General features: G+C 44.1%; 16 protein-coding genes and 3 tRNA genes. All 19 read right to left on the reverse strand.

All coding sequences use genetic code 11. From position 1 onward, the window contains the following. On the reverse strand, positions 1-2,152 hold a 2,152-nt coding region (locus WC955_10030; protein MFA5859392.1), incomplete at its 3' end, for a PorV/PorQ family protein. A gap of 1 nt (position 2,153) precedes the next feature. Then, entirely contained in the window at positions 2,154-3,779 is a 1,626-nt protein-coding gene (locus tag WC955_10035; protein MFA5859393.1) for a hypothetical protein, read from the reverse strand. 23 nt (positions 3,780-3,802) lie between these two features. Continuing rightward, a tRNA-Ser gene (locus WC955_10040) sits at positions 3,803-3,893 on the reverse strand. A gap of 77 nt (positions 3,894-3,970) precedes the next feature. Further along, entirely contained in the window at positions 3,971-4,417 is a 447-nt protein-coding gene (gene tadA / locus WC955_10045) for a tRNA adenosine(34) deaminase TadA (GenBank protein ID MFA5859394.1), read from the reverse strand. 38 nt (positions 4,418-4,455) lie between these two features. After that, positions 4,456-4,529: transfer RNA gene (locus tag WC955_10050), tRNA-Arg, on the reverse strand. 39 nt (positions 4,530-4,568) lie between these two features. Beyond that, a complete protein-coding gene (locus tag WC955_10055; protein ID MFA5859395.1) occupies positions 4,569-5,852 on the reverse strand; it encodes a hypothetical protein in 1,284 nt (427 codons plus the stop codon). 43 nt (positions 5,853-5,895) lie between these two features. Then, positions 5,896-6,621 (reverse strand): hypothetical protein, encoded by a 726-nt coding sequence (locus WC955_10060; GenBank protein MFA5859396.1) that lies wholly within the window; start codon positions 6,619-6,621, stop codon positions 5,896-5,898. A gap of 57 nt (positions 6,622-6,678) precedes the next feature. Next, positions 6,679-9,009, reverse strand: coding sequence for a FecR family protein (locus WC955_10065; GenBank protein MFA5859397.1), 2,331 nt, complete (start codon positions 9,007-9,009; stop codon positions 6,679-6,681). A 136-nt stretch (positions 9,010-9,145) separates the two neighbouring features. Continuing rightward, positions 9,146-10,078, reverse strand: a complete 933-nt coding sequence (gene fba, locus WC955_10070; GenBank protein ID MFA5859398.1) for a class II fructose-1,6-bisphosphate aldolase — start codon at positions 10,076-10,078, stop codon at positions 9,146-9,148. Positions 10,079-10,084: 6 nt separating this feature from the next. Beyond that, entirely contained in the window at positions 10,085-11,098 is a 1,014-nt protein-coding gene (locus tag WC955_10075; protein ID MFA5859399.1) for an acetyl-CoA carboxylase carboxyltransferase subunit alpha, read from the reverse strand. 8 nt (positions 11,099-11,106) lie between these two features. Then, positions 11,107-11,853: a hypothetical protein gene (locus WC955_10080; GenBank protein MFA5859400.1), complete on the reverse strand. Its 747-nt coding sequence runs from the start codon at positions 11,851-11,853 to the stop codon at positions 11,107-11,109. 41 nt (positions 11,854-11,894) lie between these two features. Continuing rightward, on the reverse strand, positions 11,895-12,920 hold the full coding sequence (locus tag WC955_10085) for a HEAT repeat domain-containing protein (GenBank protein MFA5859401.1): 1,026 nt from the start codon (positions 12,918-12,920) through the stop codon (positions 11,895-11,897). Between the two features lie 48 nt (positions 12,921-12,968). After that, complete coding sequence (locus tag WC955_10090) at positions 12,969-16,661, reverse strand: DNA polymerase III subunit alpha (GenBank protein ID MFA5859402.1); 3,693 nt, start codon at positions 16,659-16,661, stop codon at positions 12,969-12,971. A gap of 167 nt (positions 16,662-16,828) precedes the next feature. Continuing rightward, positions 16,829-17,521, reverse strand: coding sequence for a 50S ribosomal protein L1 (rplA, locus tag WC955_10095; GenBank protein MFA5859403.1), 693 nt, complete (start codon positions 17,519-17,521; stop codon positions 16,829-16,831). A gap of 42 nt (positions 17,522-17,563) precedes the next feature. Beyond that, positions 17,564-17,995 (reverse strand): 50S ribosomal protein L11, encoded by a 432-nt coding sequence (gene rplK, locus WC955_10100; GenBank protein ID MFA5859404.1) that lies wholly within the window; start codon positions 17,993-17,995, stop codon positions 17,564-17,566. Between the two features lie 47 nt (positions 17,996-18,042). Beyond that, the gene (gene nusG, locus WC955_10105; GenBank protein ID MFA5859405.1) at positions 18,043-18,591 is read right to left on the reverse strand and encodes a transcription termination/antitermination protein NusG; all 549 of its coding nucleotides are present in this window, start codon (positions 18,589-18,591) and stop codon (positions 18,043-18,045) included. A gap of 63 nt (positions 18,592-18,654) precedes the next feature. After that, positions 18,655-18,855 (reverse strand): preprotein translocase subunit SecE, encoded by a 201-nt coding sequence (secE, locus tag WC955_10110; protein ID MFA5859406.1) that lies wholly within the window; start codon positions 18,853-18,855, stop codon positions 18,655-18,657. A gap of 27 nt (positions 18,856-18,882) precedes the next feature. After that, positions 18,883-18,954: transfer RNA gene (locus tag WC955_10115), tRNA-Trp, on the reverse strand. Positions 18,955-18,975: 21 nt separating this feature from the next. Continuing rightward, the gene (gene rpmG, locus WC955_10120) at positions 18,976-19,125 is read right to left on the reverse strand and encodes a 50S ribosomal protein L33 (protein MFA5859407.1); all 150 of its coding nucleotides are present in this window, start codon (positions 19,123-19,125) and stop codon (positions 18,976-18,978) included. Positions 19,126-19,292: the final 167 nt, after the last annotated feature.

A 19,292-nucleotide genomic window follows, 5' to 3' on the forward strand; every position in this document is an offset into this window, starting at 1 on the left:
TCTCCGCATCACCGCCGACAGTATCCGTATGCCCTTCGATTGACACCTTATTTATGGAATACTGTTTTAATAATGCAGCAACGCCATCCATTGCGGGATACGCGTACGGGCTGAGATCCGCGCGCCCTTTCCCAAACAATATTTCTGATGATAGGTCAACCACTAATCCGCGTTTATCCTGCCGGACATTCGCGTCTTTAATCTCAACCTTTGCCGGTGCAGGTTTCCCAATTGTCAAAAGGTCCTGTACAACATTTTCATTCCCCGCGGTATCGATAGCAACAAATTTCACGGCATAGCGTTCCTGCGGAACAGTCTTTCCATAAATATCGTCAGTACCGTCCCACTTATATACCGCCGGTAACGTATCCGTTGACTTATACACCTTAACCGGTTTATTCACAGAATTAAATATTGATAACGACCATTCGCTTACACGGCGCGAATTATTAACGCGGAGTTCAAAATTAACAAAATCATTAACCCCATCCCCATCCGGCGTAATTGTATTGGTTGACATTATTAGTTCCATCCCCAGCGGCGGCACTGCGATAGTAACATTTTCCTGTTTCACAATAACATTCCCTGCCATATCCATAGCGGTTACTGTCACAGCGTATGCAGCATTGGGTAATGCCTTCTTATCTGCACTCTTACCATCCCACTGGAACGCCTTACCATTAAGCGACCCTGTGGAAGTATAAGTCATCAACTGTGTATTTATGGTATCAACAATACTGAACGTTGATTGTATAACAGTATTTAAATCCCAGAGTTTAAGTTTAATATCCACTATTTCATTAACGCCATCGCCATCCGGCGTAAACACCGGGGTGGAAAGAATAATCTCAACAACCGGCGGGGTTATATCCACATAAATATCCGTAGGCGGCGAAACAACTGGCCTTTTCTTTTTGTTCAATACTGTAATCACTGCACTGTACTTCCCTTGCGGTAAGACATTACCCGCTTCATCTTTTATACTCCAGGGAATATCAAGCGGTACGTTGGATTCACCGGAAAACTTTTTCACTACCGCACCTGTTGAACTCTTTATCTCCAAATTCCAACCCTTCACCTCATCAATCTCATAGACAAACGGTTTCATAACAACATCGTCGAGCATACCATCACCGTTGGGTGAGATGAATATATTGTCAAAAGTAACCCCGAGCTTGGTATTATACTTACGTTCTTCCGGCGGCGGTTTAAACTTGTATCCCAGAGATATCAAATGTGACTGCCCAACCCGCGCGAACGGTATATACGCGTAATCAATATATACCCCGCCGAGGTTTAACCCCACCCCTGCGCGCCATGCGGATAACTGGTCTAATTGCATATCATACTTAGAATACTTATACCCCACACGTAACGCCAGAGCGTCCCCGCCGATATGCTCAATCCCAGCGTAATAATCAATATCCCCATCCACAGGTTTTACAGCTTCAATCCCGATATTAAAAACAGAATACGATTCTGCGAAGACAAGCCTGAAATTAACCGCCCCGCGGATAATCTGCGGGATAGTTATCTGCTCACTGATATACTTAACCGGCGAGCCCATGTTTTGTACTGCCAAACCGATACTCATCCCGTCACGTATAGTATTCAATATCAACCCAGCGTCGGTAAGTGTAGTATTAACCGAATACTTTCCGATCGCGCTTTGCACATTACGCACATTGAACCCGACCTTACACCATTTTGCGAGCTTAAACCCCGCACCGAGGGTAAGCAATGAATCACGCAGGGTAAACTTTGCCCCTGCGGTTTCATTAACAATTTCTGTCATCTCAGGCGAGGTCCAGTACGCGTAGTTTATACCCACAGCCCCGAACCCAAACCTCTGAGCATATGCTGCGTACTGATAAGTAATCCCCGCAACCCATTGGGAATACATCAGCTGCAGGTCAGTTTGCTTTACGCGCCCCAACCCTGCAGGGTTGAACATCAGAGCATTAGAATCATCGGATAACGCGCTAAACGCCCCGGCTAACCCCGCGGGCCTTGCACCGAACGGCATTAATAGAAACGCCGGCCCGGCATACCCCGTATTTTTGTAAATCTCAGGTGCTGCCGCACCTGCCGAAGTAACCGTTATTACCGCAAAGAAAACCGCTGAGATTAACGCTATAACATTTTTTTTCATATCAATACACCACCGCTAGAGTAACATTTTTCTGTAGCTTATCACCAGCAGTAATATTAACGATATACAACCCAGGCGCGACTAACACACCTCCGAGGTTATACCCATCCCATTCCGCTGTGTTATACGCATCTTTCTCAACATACTCATCTGCCAGGACTTTGACCACACGTCCGTCCATTGTGTATAACACAACCTTAACCTTCACCGCTAGTGAATCAGTTACGACATACCGTATCTTAGTAGTCTGCCCGAGCTTGGGGTTAAACGGATTATTCCCCGCAACATTGATATCCATTTTTTCGTTCTCATCAAACTTCATCGCCTGCCCAACGGTAACAAACTTAGCGGTATCCGACCATTCACCCCAACTACCTATGGAGTCCATACATCTAACACGCCAGTAGTATGTTGTATCTGCTGCCAACACCGCTGTGCTATCAAACTTAATAGCTGATGTGGCAACAACCACTGTTGCCGGTGCCCATGTTTCCGCACCGTTTGACCAGTCACTATCAGTCCCGATTTGTATATCAGCAGCGCGCACTTCATCAGAATTTATGTCGTTATAGTACCAGGTAAAGTTCGGGACATGGCTTGACACTACGACATTAACATTCCCAGCTTTCCCATCGGTTACAAGATTAGCCGGCTTTTCCGGCGGGGTATTAACACTGATTGTCCCGTCGTAATTAAACTTAATATCAAAAAAGTAATCAACAACATTATCCTTAGTTTCCTCCCAAGTACCCGCAGTAGCATTACCATAAACCTGATTATCTTTGTCCGCAGTAACAGCATCACTATCTTTTACGGAAATACAGTCAAGGATATCTGACTCCCCGAGTGAACCATACATTGCGGGTAAACCCGGTGAACCGGTCTCAACTGCGGAATGCGGGAATACTGATACTGAAAACCTTACGCGGTTACCCAGAACACGGCTGCGGATATCAGACGAACTTGAAAGCGTGGTCACCATTGGTACTTCCGCTTCAATAAAAAACGGCCCCGAGGAACCTGTGTAGGTAGACGCGAAATGGTTATACGCGTTATAGAACGACTGCTGCTGGTAGCTTGAATTAAAAATAGTATTATAATTATCCACCTGTGAAACACTAGCATCGGAGGACGGTGTGGATTGATAGATCAGGCATAAAAGTTCCCATGCTGCACGGGAATTAATTTTATTAGCGTTAGCATTCGCCGGCCAGTTCAGTAGGTCAGCTTTGCCTTCAGACACGCGATAATCAATTGCAACCTGGATATAAGGATACACATACCCGGTTGCGCTATAAGATAATTCACGGAATTGAAAATAAAAAAATAAACTTGACGCACTGGCAGTTACCCTCACCTGAGTGAGGTCAGTTGACGCGTTATACGCTGTGGTACCGCAATACACACTATTCCGCCGTTCATCATACGTTTTATCCGTCCAGATCCATTCGTTATCATAAACAACAGCGGTATTCGGGGTAAGCGTTACTGTTCCCGGGATGACCGCCCATTCACTCGCGCCGGTAGTATCACCGTCGATATAAATAGTTTTTGCAGCAACGTTGGCAATACACAACAATGCAACTGCCGCAAGCATAACAACTTTCAGGACAACACATTTTTTCATAAATTTACCACCGTTACCCCGTTTGGCGGAAGGGGTGGGATTTGAACCCACGGTCCAACAATGTCAGACATTGGTTTTCGAGACCAACCCCTTAAGCCGCTCGGGCACCCTTCCCAACACTTCCTTTAATTTTAAACTATATAATAAATATATACAAACTTTTTGTTAGATAGTCAATCATGGAAGAGTACTCAACGCTTTTCTTGAAAGAATTTTTTTAATATTCCCGCGCATTGTGGCTGCAAAACATTTTGTATCACACCAATTTTGTGATTAAGCTTCGCATGGCAGGTAATGTTTAATACGGACCCGCACGCACCGGCCTTGGGATCGGATGTGCCGTAGACAACACTTTTCACTCTAGCATGCACAAGCATACCGGCACACATTGCACAGGGTTCAAGGGTGACATACACTATTGCATTGTTAAGACGGTAATTCCCAACTTTTTTTGCAGCCTTACGCACAGCTATAACTTCAGCATGCGCTGTAGGATCATTATCCGTGATTGTACGGTTAAACCCCCGGGCAACTATTTTCCCGTTAATAACCACTACCGCACCGACCGGTACTTCACCGCATTTTTTTGCGAGATTTGCCTGTATCAGAGCAACAGCCATAAACTTTTTGTGTTTCATATACGGTTTGTATTTTTGTGTTTATGCATAAGAACACACGCGCCCGCCCAGAGTCGAACTGGGAACCCGCCGGTTCGTAGCCGGTTACTCTATCCAATTGAGCTACGGGCGCAGTATCTTCTTTTTTTTGTTTACGCAGTTTTTTATTAAATTAATACGTAAACTGGAACTTCATCCCAGCAAAATGCGTAGTGTAATTATACAATACGGACCTCTCCTGTTGAACATTAGACGAGTTCTGCTGGTATACATAATAGAAGAACCACTGGCTCGCAGGGTTCCACCGGACCATATACCCCAACGTTGCCTGAAGGATATTCGTGTACTGTTTATCAGTCAACACAAGATTACCTTTAGCATCCTTCGGAGGCCGCGTAGTATATTGTTTCATCACATAATCCGGGGAGAGAGAAATTTCATTATTCGGCGTGATTTTCCATTTAATCCCCATCCCCACGGAGTACTGGTTATAATCATTCCCGTTAGCAATAACTACCGGCGGCTGCGGCGTACTACCCGGGCCTGATGTTGACGGGAGATGTACGTAAGTACCGTTAGACGTCTTAAATTTCATATCCACCGAAGGCGTGAACTCAAAATATTCACCCGCAGCAATCTGAGAAAACACATTCAACGACACCTGATTATCCACCTGCTTAGTCGCGGTTTCCACTCCGGTGGTGACATCCGTAATCGTTTTTTTCTTATACGCCTGGTTATCATAGTTTAACGTCACCTTAACCGGCGCATATTCTACGATAGCACCTAGCTGCATATATGCCTGATCCTGCATACCCTCAAGGCTTTCCGTAACGGTAGTAGTAGTTTTCTTGAGTTCAATATAATTCGGGAACGTCATATCTCCCATCTGGAATACAGGAACAACTTTTACCCCAAAATATTTTGACTCCACCCGCAGGTCAACCCCGGGCCGTGTAAAATTAAACGTCCCATCTTCCCAAGGTTCATTTGTACCCGCTCGATAGTATTCTGTCAAATAGTTATACTTAGCTTTTACCGATAACTCATCGTTTATCTTAAACTGATACTGCGCGAACAGGAAATGATCCATTGCTTTCTCCTGGAAATCCTTACCCTCCTGTTTTTTCACGCCCGGCCCTGTATACTTAAGCTGATAAAAGAACAATAATGTATGGCTGTTGAATAACCGCATGATAAGCCCAAGGTCGTTAGTCAGACTGTTATTAATAATAACCGACCCAGGCCCTTTTGCCACGTAATACGACCCTTCCGCAAAGGATAGTGAGTAATACGGCATCATAACAAACGGCTTAGTTGGCGCCTCTGCTGCTTTCTCAACCTTTTCAGTTGCCTGTTCCGGTACCTGCGTTTTTGCTGACTGCTGTTCTTCGGCAAGCGCGTTTATCGCGAAACACAGGGTTAACGATAGTCCTAAGACAAAAACTTTTTTCATTCTATTAGTTTCCCTCATTTTCATAATATTCACCGCCTATCCCTTAAAATTTTATTCGTATATTCCAATAGGGATATACGACAATAAAACCTTCGGGATATATAGCCAACCCGATTTCGCTCCACGTGTAACATAACGATATCTTTGAGAATATACGTTTTGTATTAAACGAATAACCTAACTGCGTATAAATTGACTTTTTTGCATTACTCTGGAACTCAAGGCCGGTATACCAATAATAATCGGTATCAATCATATCTAACCCTGTAAACTGTGTCCCGCTCATATCTACGGGTTTCGCGAGTTTAACGGACATCTGCGCCTGTGAAGCCTTAATCCCGGTGAATAACCGTGTTTGTTTCTTCAACTTTTTAGCGATAACCGCGCCATACCCATACCCGCTTATTGACGCAGAGGCAGTATCTGCCGGTACAGCCGACAATACCGGTAATGCCCAGTAATTAAAATACAACCCGCACTGCGGGATATACTGGCTTTCCGGCCATACTTTAGCGTTAATTGCGATCCCCGTCGCGGTGAACGGCAGCATTAACGGTACGAGGTTAGTTTTAACAACTACCCACTTATTTTCTTTTACAGGCACCGTATCGTCCATAGTGTTCTGGAATTCCATGAACAGCGACGCAGGTGACTGCACTAGCCGTAACCCAAAATCAATACCCCACTGTGTAAGGTCTGACGTAAGATCCGTGTACCCCATCCCCGCGCAAGACAGTACCAGCGCAAGGACCACAACGCATTTTTGCATAAAACTTTTGACCAAGTCCGCACCTCTCAATCTATTATAGATATTAACAATAAAAAACTAGTATAACCTCAATAACGAAATCGCACCGGGTATTGTATTTATATTTGTATTAGTCCCGGTATTACCTGTATCCACAGTCCCGCTATCCTTATTAGATGATGAAGACGAGGATGAGGTCAACTCCGTAAAGTTTGGTATCTTCAGTACGATTGAAGTTATAATATCCGGTGTAAATATTAAATCAATATTTTTACCAATAAAAACGTCATCGCCTCTATAAGCATAATCCGTCATTTTACCAATTTTTGCAGAGAAAATACTTTCAATTGCAACATTTTTCAGGATCCCAAAAAGGTCACTGCTGACACTATCCTTTAAAGAATTGAAGTTGTATACATTACCATCATTATTAATTGCAAACCCTTGGACGGTCAACCACCCAAGCTCTTTTGCACCGTCAGTATACTGGTATGGAATCTCGGAGGTAATCCACAAACTTCCACCGGAAATATCACCGGCATCATTTTTAGTAATCCCGGTAGTTGGCTCTTTTTCAGGAACACCTTCCGGGCCGAACTTAATCTCCCGGCTATTCAAATAAATATGCGCGTCCTCTTTTGTTTCCAACTGATTCGTGTTAGTATTCAACACTTCAGTTAACTTAAGTTCAGACTTAATCTGATCCCCGCTACTATTCGATACTACTGCCTGCATACTATTAAGCTTAAAATCCTTCTCATTATTTTTAATAAAAGTACCCCATTCCGCGATTTGTTCCGGAAGTTCTTTATTAAACTGTAAAGTTATTTCAAGCGAGTCAGTCCTGGAAGCATTTGTCCCGTTATATGTGACATTAGTAATACTATTACTTCCATAGTTATACCCGTCTTTACGCTGTACAATATTTGTGAACTGCATAGATTGCGCGTTAGGACGTGAAAACTTTTGTTCTACACGGACAAGATTACCATTGACATCACGCATTGCGCGATTCGCCGCAAAATCTTCTACCTTAACTTCCTGAGTGATCTCACGCACATCTCTGTTCGAAGTTTCAGTTTCTGAAACAAACGATTGAAATTCCTGTTTTAACTCTTCCCCCACAGCCCCGAGGTCACCAAGGTCAAATGACCCTGCGGATTCCGTTGACTGTGTTTCAGGAGCAGTTACTACTTCCTGAGTGACAGCCGGAGCAGTTACCTGCTGTTCTGTTACCGGCGCACCGGGAGTCACTGCAGCCTGTTGTTCTGTCCCAGTTGCCGCTGCAGTTGCCGGCGTTGTTGCCGGAGTCGCTGTTGTAGCCGCTGCGGGCGTCGTCGCTGCTGCTGCCGGCGTTGCTGCTGTAGCTGCCGCGGGCGTAGTTACTGCCGCTGCTGTCTGCTGTTGTGCACCAGGAGTAGTTTGCTGCGGTTGTTGCGACTGTATAGGCGCTGTCATCGCGTTTTGAGTGACAGACTGTGTTTGTTCCTGTGTCATAACTGTCGGTTGCTGTACCGTACCATTAGAATTAGTTTGTGTTGTTTGACCTGCACCAACAACCACTGGCGCTGCTGAAGCATTTGCCGCATTATTTGTTGCAACAGCACCATTTGCTACTGATACTTGAGTAGCTTCCAGAGTATTTGTTGGAATCCCTGCGGATGCTAAAGACGGTGCGATACTAGAAGGATTACTTGCAACGCATGCTGCAACTACCCCTGCTACTGCTGCTGCTGATACTGATGCACCTGGAGCAATAATAGCCCCTGCTGCTACACCACCTGCTGCTGCTCCCGCACCTGCTGCTCCAGCGGCGCCTGCTGCTGCCCCTGCTGCACCTGCACCACCAGCGGCACCCGCCGCACCGGCTGCTGCACCACCCGCTGCCGCCCCGCCAGCTGCTGCCCCACCTGCCGCTCCTGCTGGTGCTGCCGGTGCTGCTCCTAACTCATCCGCGAATACAGCATTATATACAGCAGGATTATTAGATTCAACATTATATAAAGTTCCACGAACAGCACACACAGCGGTAGGGGTACGGATAGCGTATTTATCACCCTTACCAAGCTTTGAAACTTCACTTCTAACTTTTCCTGTTAATAAGTTCATTGCGATAGAAAACTTTTTTGGATTAAGCTCTGCAATACCAAGGACTGATTTCTCTGTTACTGCAGCTTTTGTCCCGTTACTAAACGAAAGTTCCACCCGGCTAAACCTGTTTGTGCGAAGAACATCCTTCTCCTGTAACCTCATATCTTTTTTCATAGGCGCCCATGAAGTCGCTTTGAAGTGCAAAACCTGTGGAGTCCCCACTGTTTCCGATACAAACACTTCCGCCGCTACCACCACTGCTGCAGCTAGCGTTACACTTATCAACGCTGCTACAACGATCCCCAATACTTTCTTCATAAACAACAATCCCCCTTTATAACAACATTACCACATTTGGCATATAGTAACATTATTATCGAATGTTAACCTATAGTCAACAGTATTTCTTTTCACAACTACGAACGCTATGTAAATACTAAAAATAATTTTGAAACTATTTTGCTTTACCGGAACAACCCAAAACGTCTTTAATCTTATGTTGTACAACTTTCTTTATCTCATCCCGTGCCGGCCCGAGGTATTTTCTTGGGTCAAACTCTTTAGGATTTTCGACAAATACCCGGCGTATAGTCGCTGTCATCGCAAGACGCAAGTCCGTATCAATATTTATTTTACATACCGCCCCGCCTGCCGCTCTCCTCAACATCTCTTCCGGCACACCTTTTGTACCCGGCAACGTCCCGCCGTACTTATTACACAGAGCAACTAAATACTCCGGCACTGACGACGCACCGTGAAGCACTAACGGGAAATTCGGCAACCTACGCGCGATTTCTTCCAACCTCGGGAAGTCAAGTTTAGGTTCACCCTTAAACTTATAAGCCCCGTGACTTGTCCCTATAGCGATTGCCAGGGAATCACACCCTGTTTCTTTCACAAACCGTTCCGCATCATCCGGATCGGTGTAGGTAGCATCCGCTTTTGCCACGTTGACAGCGTCTTCCACACCCGCCAACCGTCCGAGTTCAGCTTCTACAGTAACATTCTTCGCATGCGCGTAATCCACCACTTTTTTTGTTACCGCAATATTTTCTTCAAGCGGAAACTTTGACCCGTCAATCATTACCGAACTAAACCCACCGTCGACACACGACTTACACACCTCAAAATCTTCACCGTGGTCCAAGTGCAAACATATCGGGATATCAGCGGTTTGCAATGCAGCTTCCACTAGTTTGATCAGGTACTCATGCCGCGCGTACTTTCTCGCCCCGGCTGATACCTGCAGGATCAACGGTGCCTGTTCTTCCTTAGCCCCGTCAACAATTGCCTGAAGGATCTCCATATTGTTAACATTAAATGCACCAACCGCATACCCGCCGGTATACGCTTTCTTAAACATTTCCCTTGATGACACTAACGGCATAATAAATTACCCCTTCCTTTTCTTTGATTTAATACCATTACTTTCACACTTTTTCTTTTTTTCCTCAAAACTACCCATAGCCCTGAACTTTTTATACCGCATTTCTATCAGTTTTGAAGAATTAATCTTTATAAGTTCTATCAGATTACGTTTTAATACAGATTTAAGATTCTCTGCTGTTACTTCCATATTTCTATGCGCCCCGCCTAACGGTTCAGGCACGATCTCGTCGATAACACCAAGTTCCTTAAGATCCTGCGCCGTAACTTTCAACGCTTTTGCCGCTTCATTTGCGAACTTAGAATCCTTATAAAGTATTGACGCGCATCCTTCCGGCGAAATCACAGAATATATAGCATTCTCCATCATTAACACGCGGTTACCCACGCCTATCCCTAAAGCGCCCCCGGACCCGCCTTCCCCGATGACAACCACAACAATCGGTACCGGTAAAGTTGACATAATCTTCATATTCCGCGCAATTGCTTCGGCAATACCCCTTGCTTCCGCAGCATCACCAGGATACGCGCCCTGGGTATCAAGTAGGCATACCACTGGCTTCCCGAACTTTGCCGCAAGCATCATTAACCTAATAGCTTTGCGGTATCCTTCAGGATGCGCGCTACCGAAATTGCGTTTCATATTTTCATCAATATTCCTTCCCTTCTGATGCCCAAGCACCATTACAGGGATATCATCAAGCATCGCGAATCCCCCGACGATAGACGGATCATCACCGTACAACCTGTCCCCGTGGAGTTCCACAAAGTTTGTCATCATAAGATTAATATAATCAAGCGTATAAGGCCGTTGAGGATGCCTTGCAAGCTGTACACGATGCCAGGGAGTTAAAGCGTTATAAATTTCATGTTTTAAAATTTCGCACTTTTCTTCCAGTGCTTTAATCTCACCACTGACATCCACATTTTTTTCTTTAGAAAAAACCCTGAGCTCCTCAATTTTCAGTTCAAGCTCAACGATTGGTTTTTCAAACTCTAACGCTGTACTACCGTTTGCCATTGTATAAACTACTTCCCATCACTTTTAGCTGTGCCCGATTTTACCATATTCTTTAACCACGTTTGATATGTAATCTTCAAAACCCTATCTGGCGAATGATTTGCCGCAACTACCATATCCCGCACAGCGAGTTCCATTGTAAGATTATCTGTAAACTTAGCAGCAAGATTAAAATTAACGCGTACCTCATCGGAATTACGGATATTATCAAGTTCAAAGCATGTCATAAACCGTTCCCCGAGTAACCACGACATCCCCAGAAATCCATAAAAAATATCTTTCTCAAAATCATAAACATTTGTCCCGAGATGAAGTTCCAAACCATCAACAATCTCGCGGCTCGCGACAAGGTACAACCCTTTTTCGCGATGCGCGTACTGTTTCAATAGTTCATTATACAAATACCCCTGCGAGTTATACCCCAACGCCAATGCCGGAACATAAACATTACCATCAAAGAACCGGAATTTAATATCCAACTGCGGCTGATGCAGTTCAGGCTGGTCCCTGCCGATAACCTTAGCGATATCCATGGTTAACCCCAACTGCAGGCGGTTAATCACGCCGAACACTATTTTTGTCAACAACCCGCCGTTTTCGTAAACCCTGAAATTAACGAGTACAGACTCATGATCCACAACCTCAGCTGTTGGCGCGTCTATCATCTCCAACGGCGTAATCGGCTGGACAGCATACCCGTTTAATGGTATCAGCAACGCAAGAATAACACCAATTACAACAAATAGTTTTTTCATTATTATACTTTTATAAAAATAATTAAAAAAATCATCCTTAATTAATTTTTCTTTACCGCGGTACCGGTTTTTGTCCCGGTTTTAGCAGCAGGCTTCCCGTTAACCGGTTGTTTCGCAGCAACCGGTTCTTTCCACCCTAACCGGAACAACGAATTCTTCGCTACGCTTGACACATACGCGCTTTTATCTTTTAACAACGGTTCAATCTTAGTAATTGCCGCTTTATTCCCCGCTAAACCCAACGCGCTAACCGCCTGTGCGCGGATAGACTCCGATGGATCTGCCAGTAATGAAACCGCAACATCATACCCTGACGCGTCTTTGAGTTTAGCCAACGCCTCCGCTGCAGCGAGTTTAACTTCTTTATTAGTATTAGCAAGTAACGGCTTTAATGACGCTACAACTTCGGTATTCCCGATTTCCCCAATTGCCTGCGCAGCCTGTACCTGAACTTTAGGATCACTATCGTTAAGCAATGCTGCCAAATTTTTAGCCGATGCCTTATCTTTAATCTGCCCTAAAGCCTGTAACGCCTGCACTTTATACCGCGTATTAGTACTCTCCAGCAGTTTAGTTAACGCAGAGACAGATTCAGTTGCTTGTAACTGCCCGAGGTTCATCGTTGCAGCAAGGACTACGCCTTCATCCTTATCCTCCAACGCTTTTGTTAAAGGTTCAACCGCGCGTTTATCCCCTATATACCCCATTGAGATCGCAACGTTTTGCCGTACCTGCGCTTCCGGGTCGGATAACAGTTTTATCAACGCATCCATAGCTTCACCTGCACGTAACAATCCCAGTGCTTCAACTGCATTACGGCGCACAAAAACGTTTTGGTCATTCAACGCGTTAATCAGATCATTAACCGCACGTTTTTCACCGAGCATCCCCAACCGTTCGGCAGCCTGTGCGCGTTTCATTGGTTCAGAATTATTTTTTAACCAACTAATCCACTCGTCATTCGTTACCGGCGTAATGGTACTCACCACCACTACTTCAGCAACCCCTGAGCTTACCGCAAGCAACAACAGGCCAAACACCAACGCAACAACTTTTTTACTCAACATAAAAACAATTCCTCCTATTTCCCTATTTACTTAAACTTACCCTATATTTTATCTTTTATTTTTATAGTAGTCAACGCGTTCACTCCGCGGTTTTTTTACCTGTTCCGGTGTAAGCTCAGCTACACCGTACTCAATATTTTTATTCCCCCCTGCCATATTACAAAGTTCTTTTATCACATGATCATTGAGTTTAATATCCACCCCGAGATCCAGCTGCACAACCTCGTCACTCTCCTCATGTACCTTAAACCCCACCCTCACAGGCCCTGGATTATTCACTACAAGCTTACGCAAACGCTCCAGAAACTTTTCTTCCTTAATCAAAATATTATCCACTGTTAACCATACGCGGTTAACATACCGTTGAACCGCATCGCCTATACAATGAATCTCATCAGCGATAATATCAATTGAATTATCTCCGCGTTGTAAAGTACCTTCAACAATAACAATAGCGTTAAGCTCTAAACATTTTATATCAACAACCCTGAAGTACCGCGGGAATACCAGTACTTCAATATCATCAGTCAAATCTTCAAGTTTAATCTTAGCCCAAGGCTCCCCCGTCGCTTTTACGTTTAACTTCATAACATTACTCACCAACCCGCCGATACGTATACGCTCAAGGAATTCGCGGTGGAAACCGTTCTTAGCTTTACCACCACCCTTCTCTTTCCCATCTATGCCATTATTATCACCCTCCGCGATCTCACCACCTATTTCCTCAACTGTCTCAGTATCAGGTTCAATTTTCTGATACTTCTTCTTTATCTCCCCGATAGTAGACTTTGCGTAACACAGAAGTTCCGCTGCGCGGGTTGCCAGTGGATGCCCGGATACATACAAACCCAGCACTTCCTTTTCATTTGACAGCAATACATGCTCCACCCATTCCGGCATCTCAGCCATTGTATCCTCGCTTTTGTAAGACAGGATATCCTCATCCCCAAACAACGACACCTGTGCCCCGGCATCCTTTTTCCGTTGAAGCCTAACCACGCGGTCAACTATAACATCCAAACTAGCATATAATTCAGACCGGTTCCTGCCAAAACAATCACACGCACCTGACTTCACTAAACTCTCAAGCATCCGGCGGTTAACCTGGCGCATATCTATACGGTACAGAAAATCATCCCAATTTTTGTACTCCCCGTTTTTTCTGCGTTCCTCAACAATTGTTTCCACTGCGCCTTCACCAACATTTTTTATTGCCAATAACCCGTACCTTATTTTATTATCCTCAACCGAAAACTGTGAATACGACTTCTGTACTGACGGAGCTAAAATTTCAAGCCCGAATAATTTTGCATCCGCCGTGTACTCCGCGATCTTATTCTCTTCACCTTCCTTGATAGCACTCCGCCCGATTTCGCTGGTTAATAACGCAGCAAAATATTCAAGTGTAAAATTAGCTTTAAGATACGCCGTCCAGTACGCAACCAGTGCATAAGCCGTAGCGTGCGACTTATTAAACCCGTACCCCGCGAAAAACTCTATTTTTTCAAACAAATCCTTCGCAAAATCGCCGGCATGCCCGTTTTTTTTACAGCCTTCAATGAACCCGTTTTTTTGTTTTGCAATCTCAACAACATTTTTTTTACCCATTGCATGACGCAGGATATCAGCCTGTGCCGCACTAAATCCTGCAAGTACCATCGATATCTGCATAACCTGTTCCTGATAAAGAATAACCCCGTACGTTTCCCTGAGTACGGGTTCCAGTTTTGGATGATAATACACAACCTTTGCGCGTTTATGCTTACGTTCAATATAATCCCGTACCATACCTGACTTCAACGGACCCGGACGAAACATAGCGTTCAGAGCGATAATATCCTCAAACTCAGTAGGTTGAAGGTCACGCAGAACATTCCGCATCCCCTGTGATTCCAACTGAAACACCCCGATGGTACGCGCAACCTTGAATAACTGAAACGTTTTTTTATCATTCAACTCAATAGCAGAAAGATCAACCTTAACCCCTCTGGTCTGTACTATAAGTTTAAGAGTATCCTGCAGAATACTCAACGTCCGTAAACCCAGGAAGTCCATCTTCAACAAGCCAAGTTTTTCAAGTAATTTATCGTAATACTGTGTGGTAACCGCATCCTTATTTGGCTGTTTTGCAAGAGGTACATAATTAACGATATCACCTTTTGAGATAACCACCCCTGCTGCGTGCACACCGACATGACGCTTAACGCCTTCAAGTTTTTGCGCGATATCCAGCATCTTACTAATCTGCGCATTATTTTCTGCAATACTACGTATATCCGCCACAGAATTCCGTGCCGCAGCAACACTCATCCCTGTAGGGAACAGTTTTGTTACAGTTTCCACATGCTCAAGCGGCACACCCAGCGCACGGCCAACATCTTTAGTAACAAGTTTTGACTGCATAGTACTGAACGTGATTATTTGAGCAACACTATCCTCGCCATATTTATTTTTAACGTAATTAATCACTTCCTCACGCCCGTGATCACTAAAATCAATATCAAGATCCGGCATTGATATACGTTCACTATTAAGAAACCGTTCAAACAAAAGGTTATACTTCAGAGGTTCAATCTCTGTGATACCCAGAAGAAAGGAAATAATAGACCCAGCCCCGGACCCGCGGCCTGGCCCCACGGGTATATCTTTGGACTTAGCATACGAAATAAAATCCCAGACGATAAGAAAATACCCGGCAAACCCCATTTTCCCTACGACACCAAGTTCATGTTCCAACCGTTTATGTACGCGGTCAAGATCACTCCCTGGAGGGTACCGTTTTGCAATACCCTGGACACACAGTTTCCGCAGATAAGCTTCCAAACTAACTTCCCCGGGAGGTAACGCGTACTCCGGCAAGTACGTATGTGTAGTATCAATCTCAACATTAACGCGTTCCGCTATTACCACCGTATTCCTTATCGCATCAGGATAATCCCTGAACGTTAACCTCATCTCCTCCGGTGTTTTATAATAAAATTGTGGTGAACTAAACCTAAACCGATCAGCATCCATCATAGTTTTTTTTGTACCGATACACAGCAACACCTCGTGTACTTCAACATCCTGTGATGACAAATAATGACAGTCGTTGGTACAGACCAAAGGAAGATTACACTTTTTCCCTAATGCCACGAGTTTGGGAAGCACAATCCTTTGTTTCTCAATCCCATGATCCATGAGTTCAACAAAATAATTTTCTTTCCCAAAAATTTCAGAGTACTCACCTGCCAGGCGTACAGCTTCAGCATCTTTCCCTTTCAACAACAAATTAGGCACTTCACCTTTTAAACACCCTGACAACGCAATAATCCCATCATGATATTTCTCTATAAGTTCACGGTCAACTCTCGGGTGGTAATAAAACCCTTCAAGAAAACCCAGGGTAACAAGTTTCATAAGGTTTTGATAACCCCTAAAATTCTGTGCGAGTAATGTCAGATGGAACGCAGTCTCGCGGTTATCAACCTCTACACGTTTCATAAACCTACTTTGCGGAGCAACGTATACCTCACATCCGATGACAGGTTTTAACCCGATTTTTTTGCAGGCAAGATAAAACTCAACCGCGCCGTACATATTACCATGATCAGTAATTGCCAGGGCTTTCATATTATTCTTTAAGACATGATGAAGCAGATCACCGGGCTCATCTTTATCATTAACAACCCTGCATGCGCCGTCCAACAACGAATACTCAGTATGATTATGCAGATGAACAAACTCTGTGTGTATTGACATACTATAAAATGGGAATCCTTAAATAAAAAAACCTATACTACTTCATTCAGATAACCAGTATTATACTAAATAAACAATGAAGCACAAAAAAAATAAAAACGGCGGTACAGGTTATCAACAAACCAGTACCACCGCTTTTTTATTGAATATACCTTAACCTACTTGATTTACGCAGCAACTTTCTGTAACGCTTCAACATGAATCGCGGGACCCATAGTTGTCGTTAAAGTAATTGACTTAATATACTGCCCTTTTGCCGCAGCGGGCCGCGCCTGTGTTATTGCTCCAATGATAGCGTTAACGTTAAGCAACAACTTATCTTTGTCAAACGACGCCTTCCCTATAGGCAAATGAACTATACCGTAACTATCCACGCGGTACTCAATCCGCCCGGCCTTAAGTTCTTTCACTGTTTTCTCAAGTTCAAACGTAACAGTCCCGGCTTTCGGGTTAGGCATCAACCCTCTACTCCCGAGAAGCTTACCTAATCTTGACGCGTTTTTCATCATATCGGGTGTCGCCACGAGAACATCAAACTCCATCCAACCCTTACTAATTTTTTCAACAAGATCATCTTCACCCACGGTATCCGCGCCAGCAGCTTCTGCTTCCTTCACTTTCTCACCTTTTGCGATAACCGCTACGCGTTTAGTTTTCCCCGTCCCTGCGGGTAACACAGTCGTCCCGCGGACAAGCTGGTCAGACTGTTTTGGATCAATCCCCAGCGCAATATGAATCTCGACGGTACTGTCAAACTTAGTCACTGCAGTTTTCTTTAACAGTTCCACCGCTGCTTCAACGGTATACAACTTCTCCGGATCAATTAATTTCTGTACTTCCCTAAACTTTTTACCTGCCATAAACTTAATACTTCCTCTTATTCCTAAATTTCTTAAATACCCCTATTTCTCCACAACTTCAATACCCATACTCCGCGCAGTACCTTCCACCAACAACATTGCACCTCTCATATCCTTTGCGTTGAGATCCGGCATCTTAGCTTTTGCGATTTCCATAACCTGCGCTTTTGTTACTTTCCCAACCTTATTTTTATTGGGTTCACCTGAAGCTTTTGCCAACCCCGCAGCTTTTTTCAGTAACGACGCTACCGGCGGCATTTTTGTGATAAACGTAAACGACCTGTCTTCATAAATCGTTATAATCACAGGTATAGTGGTTCCTGCCTCCTGCACTTTTGTACGTTCATTAAACTGTTTACAAAACTCCATGATATTAACCCCGTGCTGCCCCAATGCGGGCCCTACCGGCGGTGCGGGATTAGCCGCACCTGCGGGTATCTGCAGTTTCGCTACTGTTTTAACCTTTTTCGCCATTTTACAACTACTCCTCCTGTATCTATGTTCTTTCTTAAAACTTTAAACTATACTTTCTCTACCTGCAAAAAATCAAGTTCTACCGGTGTGGGACGCCCGAAGATTGTTACCATAACCTTAAGCTTTGCACGTTCTTCATGCACTTCCTCGACGACACCTACAAAATGCTTAAACGGCCCTTCGTTGATACGTACCGCCTCTCCTTTATCAAACAAGACCGCCGGGCGCGGCTTCTTAGCAACCGCTGATGGTTTAGTAAGTTCTTCAATCTCGCTTGCTTCGGTATCATTCAACGGTACGGGCTCCTTATTTTTTTCAGCACCAAGAAACCCGCTTACTCCCGGAGCATTACGGATAATATTAAATGTCGCGTTATCCATCACAGCTTTTACAAACACGTACCCCGGATAAAACGGGCGTTTACGTATTTGCTTCTTATTTTTCTTGATCTCCATAACATCTTCCGTAGGAACCATGACGCTGACAATCAAATCCTTAACATTTTGCTCGTCCCTTACCTTCTCCAATGCCTGCTTAACCTTTTCTTCGTAGTTTGTTTTGGTATGAACAACATACCATTTCGCATCTGTCGTCATTTTTTATAACTTCCTCATTCTCCGTTAATAATCCGAATCCTTAATCTGTATATCCTTCTATTACTACCTCAAGAACAAACCAAACACAAAGGAAAGAATAAGGTCAATCGCACTGACAAATAAAGCGAGTATCACTACCAGCACAACAATCGTCGCGGTAGAACCCACTACTTCTTTCCATGAGAGCCACGTTGCTTTTTTGAGTTCATAATAAACTTCCTTCATGAACTGCGCACTGTCACTATAAACCTGTTTAATTCCCATAACATCCTTTTTTTCTATAAATTAATTCGGGAGTGGAAGGACTTGAACCCTCAGTTCCGGTTTTGGAGACCGGTGGTTTGCCAATTAACCGACACTCCCGTCAGTTAGCAGTCTTCCTTCCTATTTCAACTCCTTATGTTTTGTATGCTTTCTACAGCTATTACAAAACTTTTTTATCTCCATCTTACCCTGTTTTTTCTTTTTATCCTTCATCAAACTATAATTACGTTCTTTACAGACCGTACATTCCATATTAACAGGTTCACGCATAAAATCTTTACTACACCCTTTCTCTCAAAAAAATACTTTCAAACTTTACTTCAAAATATCTGTGACAACACCGGCGCCGACTGTATGCCCGCCTTCACGGATAGCAAACTTAACGCCTTTTTCCATTGCTATCGGGGTGATCAGCTCTACTGTCATCGCTACGTTAT

This window comes from Elusimicrobiota bacterium (assembly GCA_041658405.1).
In the GTDB taxonomy this organism is placed as follows: Bacteria; Elusimicrobiota; UBA5214; order JBBAAG01; family JBBAAG01; genus JBBAAG01.

Bases quoted from the DNA above. Each gene is read 5' to 3' on its own strand.
- WC955_10075 (MFA5859399.1), bottom strand. From the start codon at position 11,098: ATGGCAAACGGTAGTACAGCGTTAGAGTTTGAAAAACCAATCGTTGAG.
- rplK (MFA5859404.1), bottom strand. From the start codon at position 17,995: ATGGCGAAAAAGGTTAAAACAGTAGCGAAACTGCAGATACCCGCAGGT.
- WC955_10060 (MFA5859396.1), bottom strand. From the start codon at position 6,621: ATGCAAAAATGCGTTGTGGTCCTTGCGCTGGTACTGTCTTGCGCGGGG.
- WC955_10065 (MFA5859397.1), bottom strand. From the start codon at position 9,009: ATGAAGAAAGTATTGGGGATCGTTGTAGCAGCGTTGATAAGTGTAACG.
- WC955_10085 (MFA5859401.1), bottom strand. From the start codon at position 12,920: ATGTTGAGTAAAAAAGTTGTTGCGTTGGTGTTTGGCCTGTTGTTGCTT.
- WC955_10035 (MFA5859393.1), bottom strand. From the start codon at position 3,779: ATGAAAAAATGTGTTGTCCTGAAAGTTGTTATGCTTGCGGCAGTTGCA.
- rplA (MFA5859403.1), bottom strand. From the start codon at position 17,521: ATGGCAGGTAAAAAGTTTAGGGAAGTACAGAAATTAATTGATCCGGAG.
- rpmG (MFA5859407.1), bottom strand. From the start codon at position 19,125: ATGCGTGAACCTGTTAATATGGAATGTACGGTCTGTAAAGAACGTAAT.
- WC955_10055 (MFA5859395.1), bottom strand. From the start codon at position 5,852: ATGAAAAAAGTTTTTGTCTTAGGACTATCGTTAACCCTGTGTTTCGCG.
- fba (MFA5859398.1), bottom strand. From the start codon at position 10,078: ATGCCGTTAGTGTCATCAAGGGAAATGTTTAAGAAAGCGTATACCGGC.
- secE (MFA5859406.1), bottom strand. From the start codon at position 18,855: ATGGGAATTAAACAGGTTTATAGTGACAGTGCGCAGTTCATGAAGGAA.
- WC955_10080 (MFA5859400.1), bottom strand. From the start codon at position 11,853: ATGAAAAAACTATTTGTTGTAATTGGTGTTATTCTTGCGTTGCTGATA.
- nusG (MFA5859405.1), bottom strand. From the start codon at position 18,591: ATGACGACAGATGCGAAATGGTATGTTGTTCATACCAAAACAAACTAC.
- WC955_10090 (MFA5859402.1), bottom strand. From the start codon at position 16,661: ATGTCAATACACACAGAGTTTGTTCATCTGCATAATCATACTGAGTAT.
- tadA (MFA5859394.1), bottom strand. From the start codon at position 4,417: ATGAAACACAAAAAGTTTATGGCTGTTGCTCTGATACAGGCAAATCTC.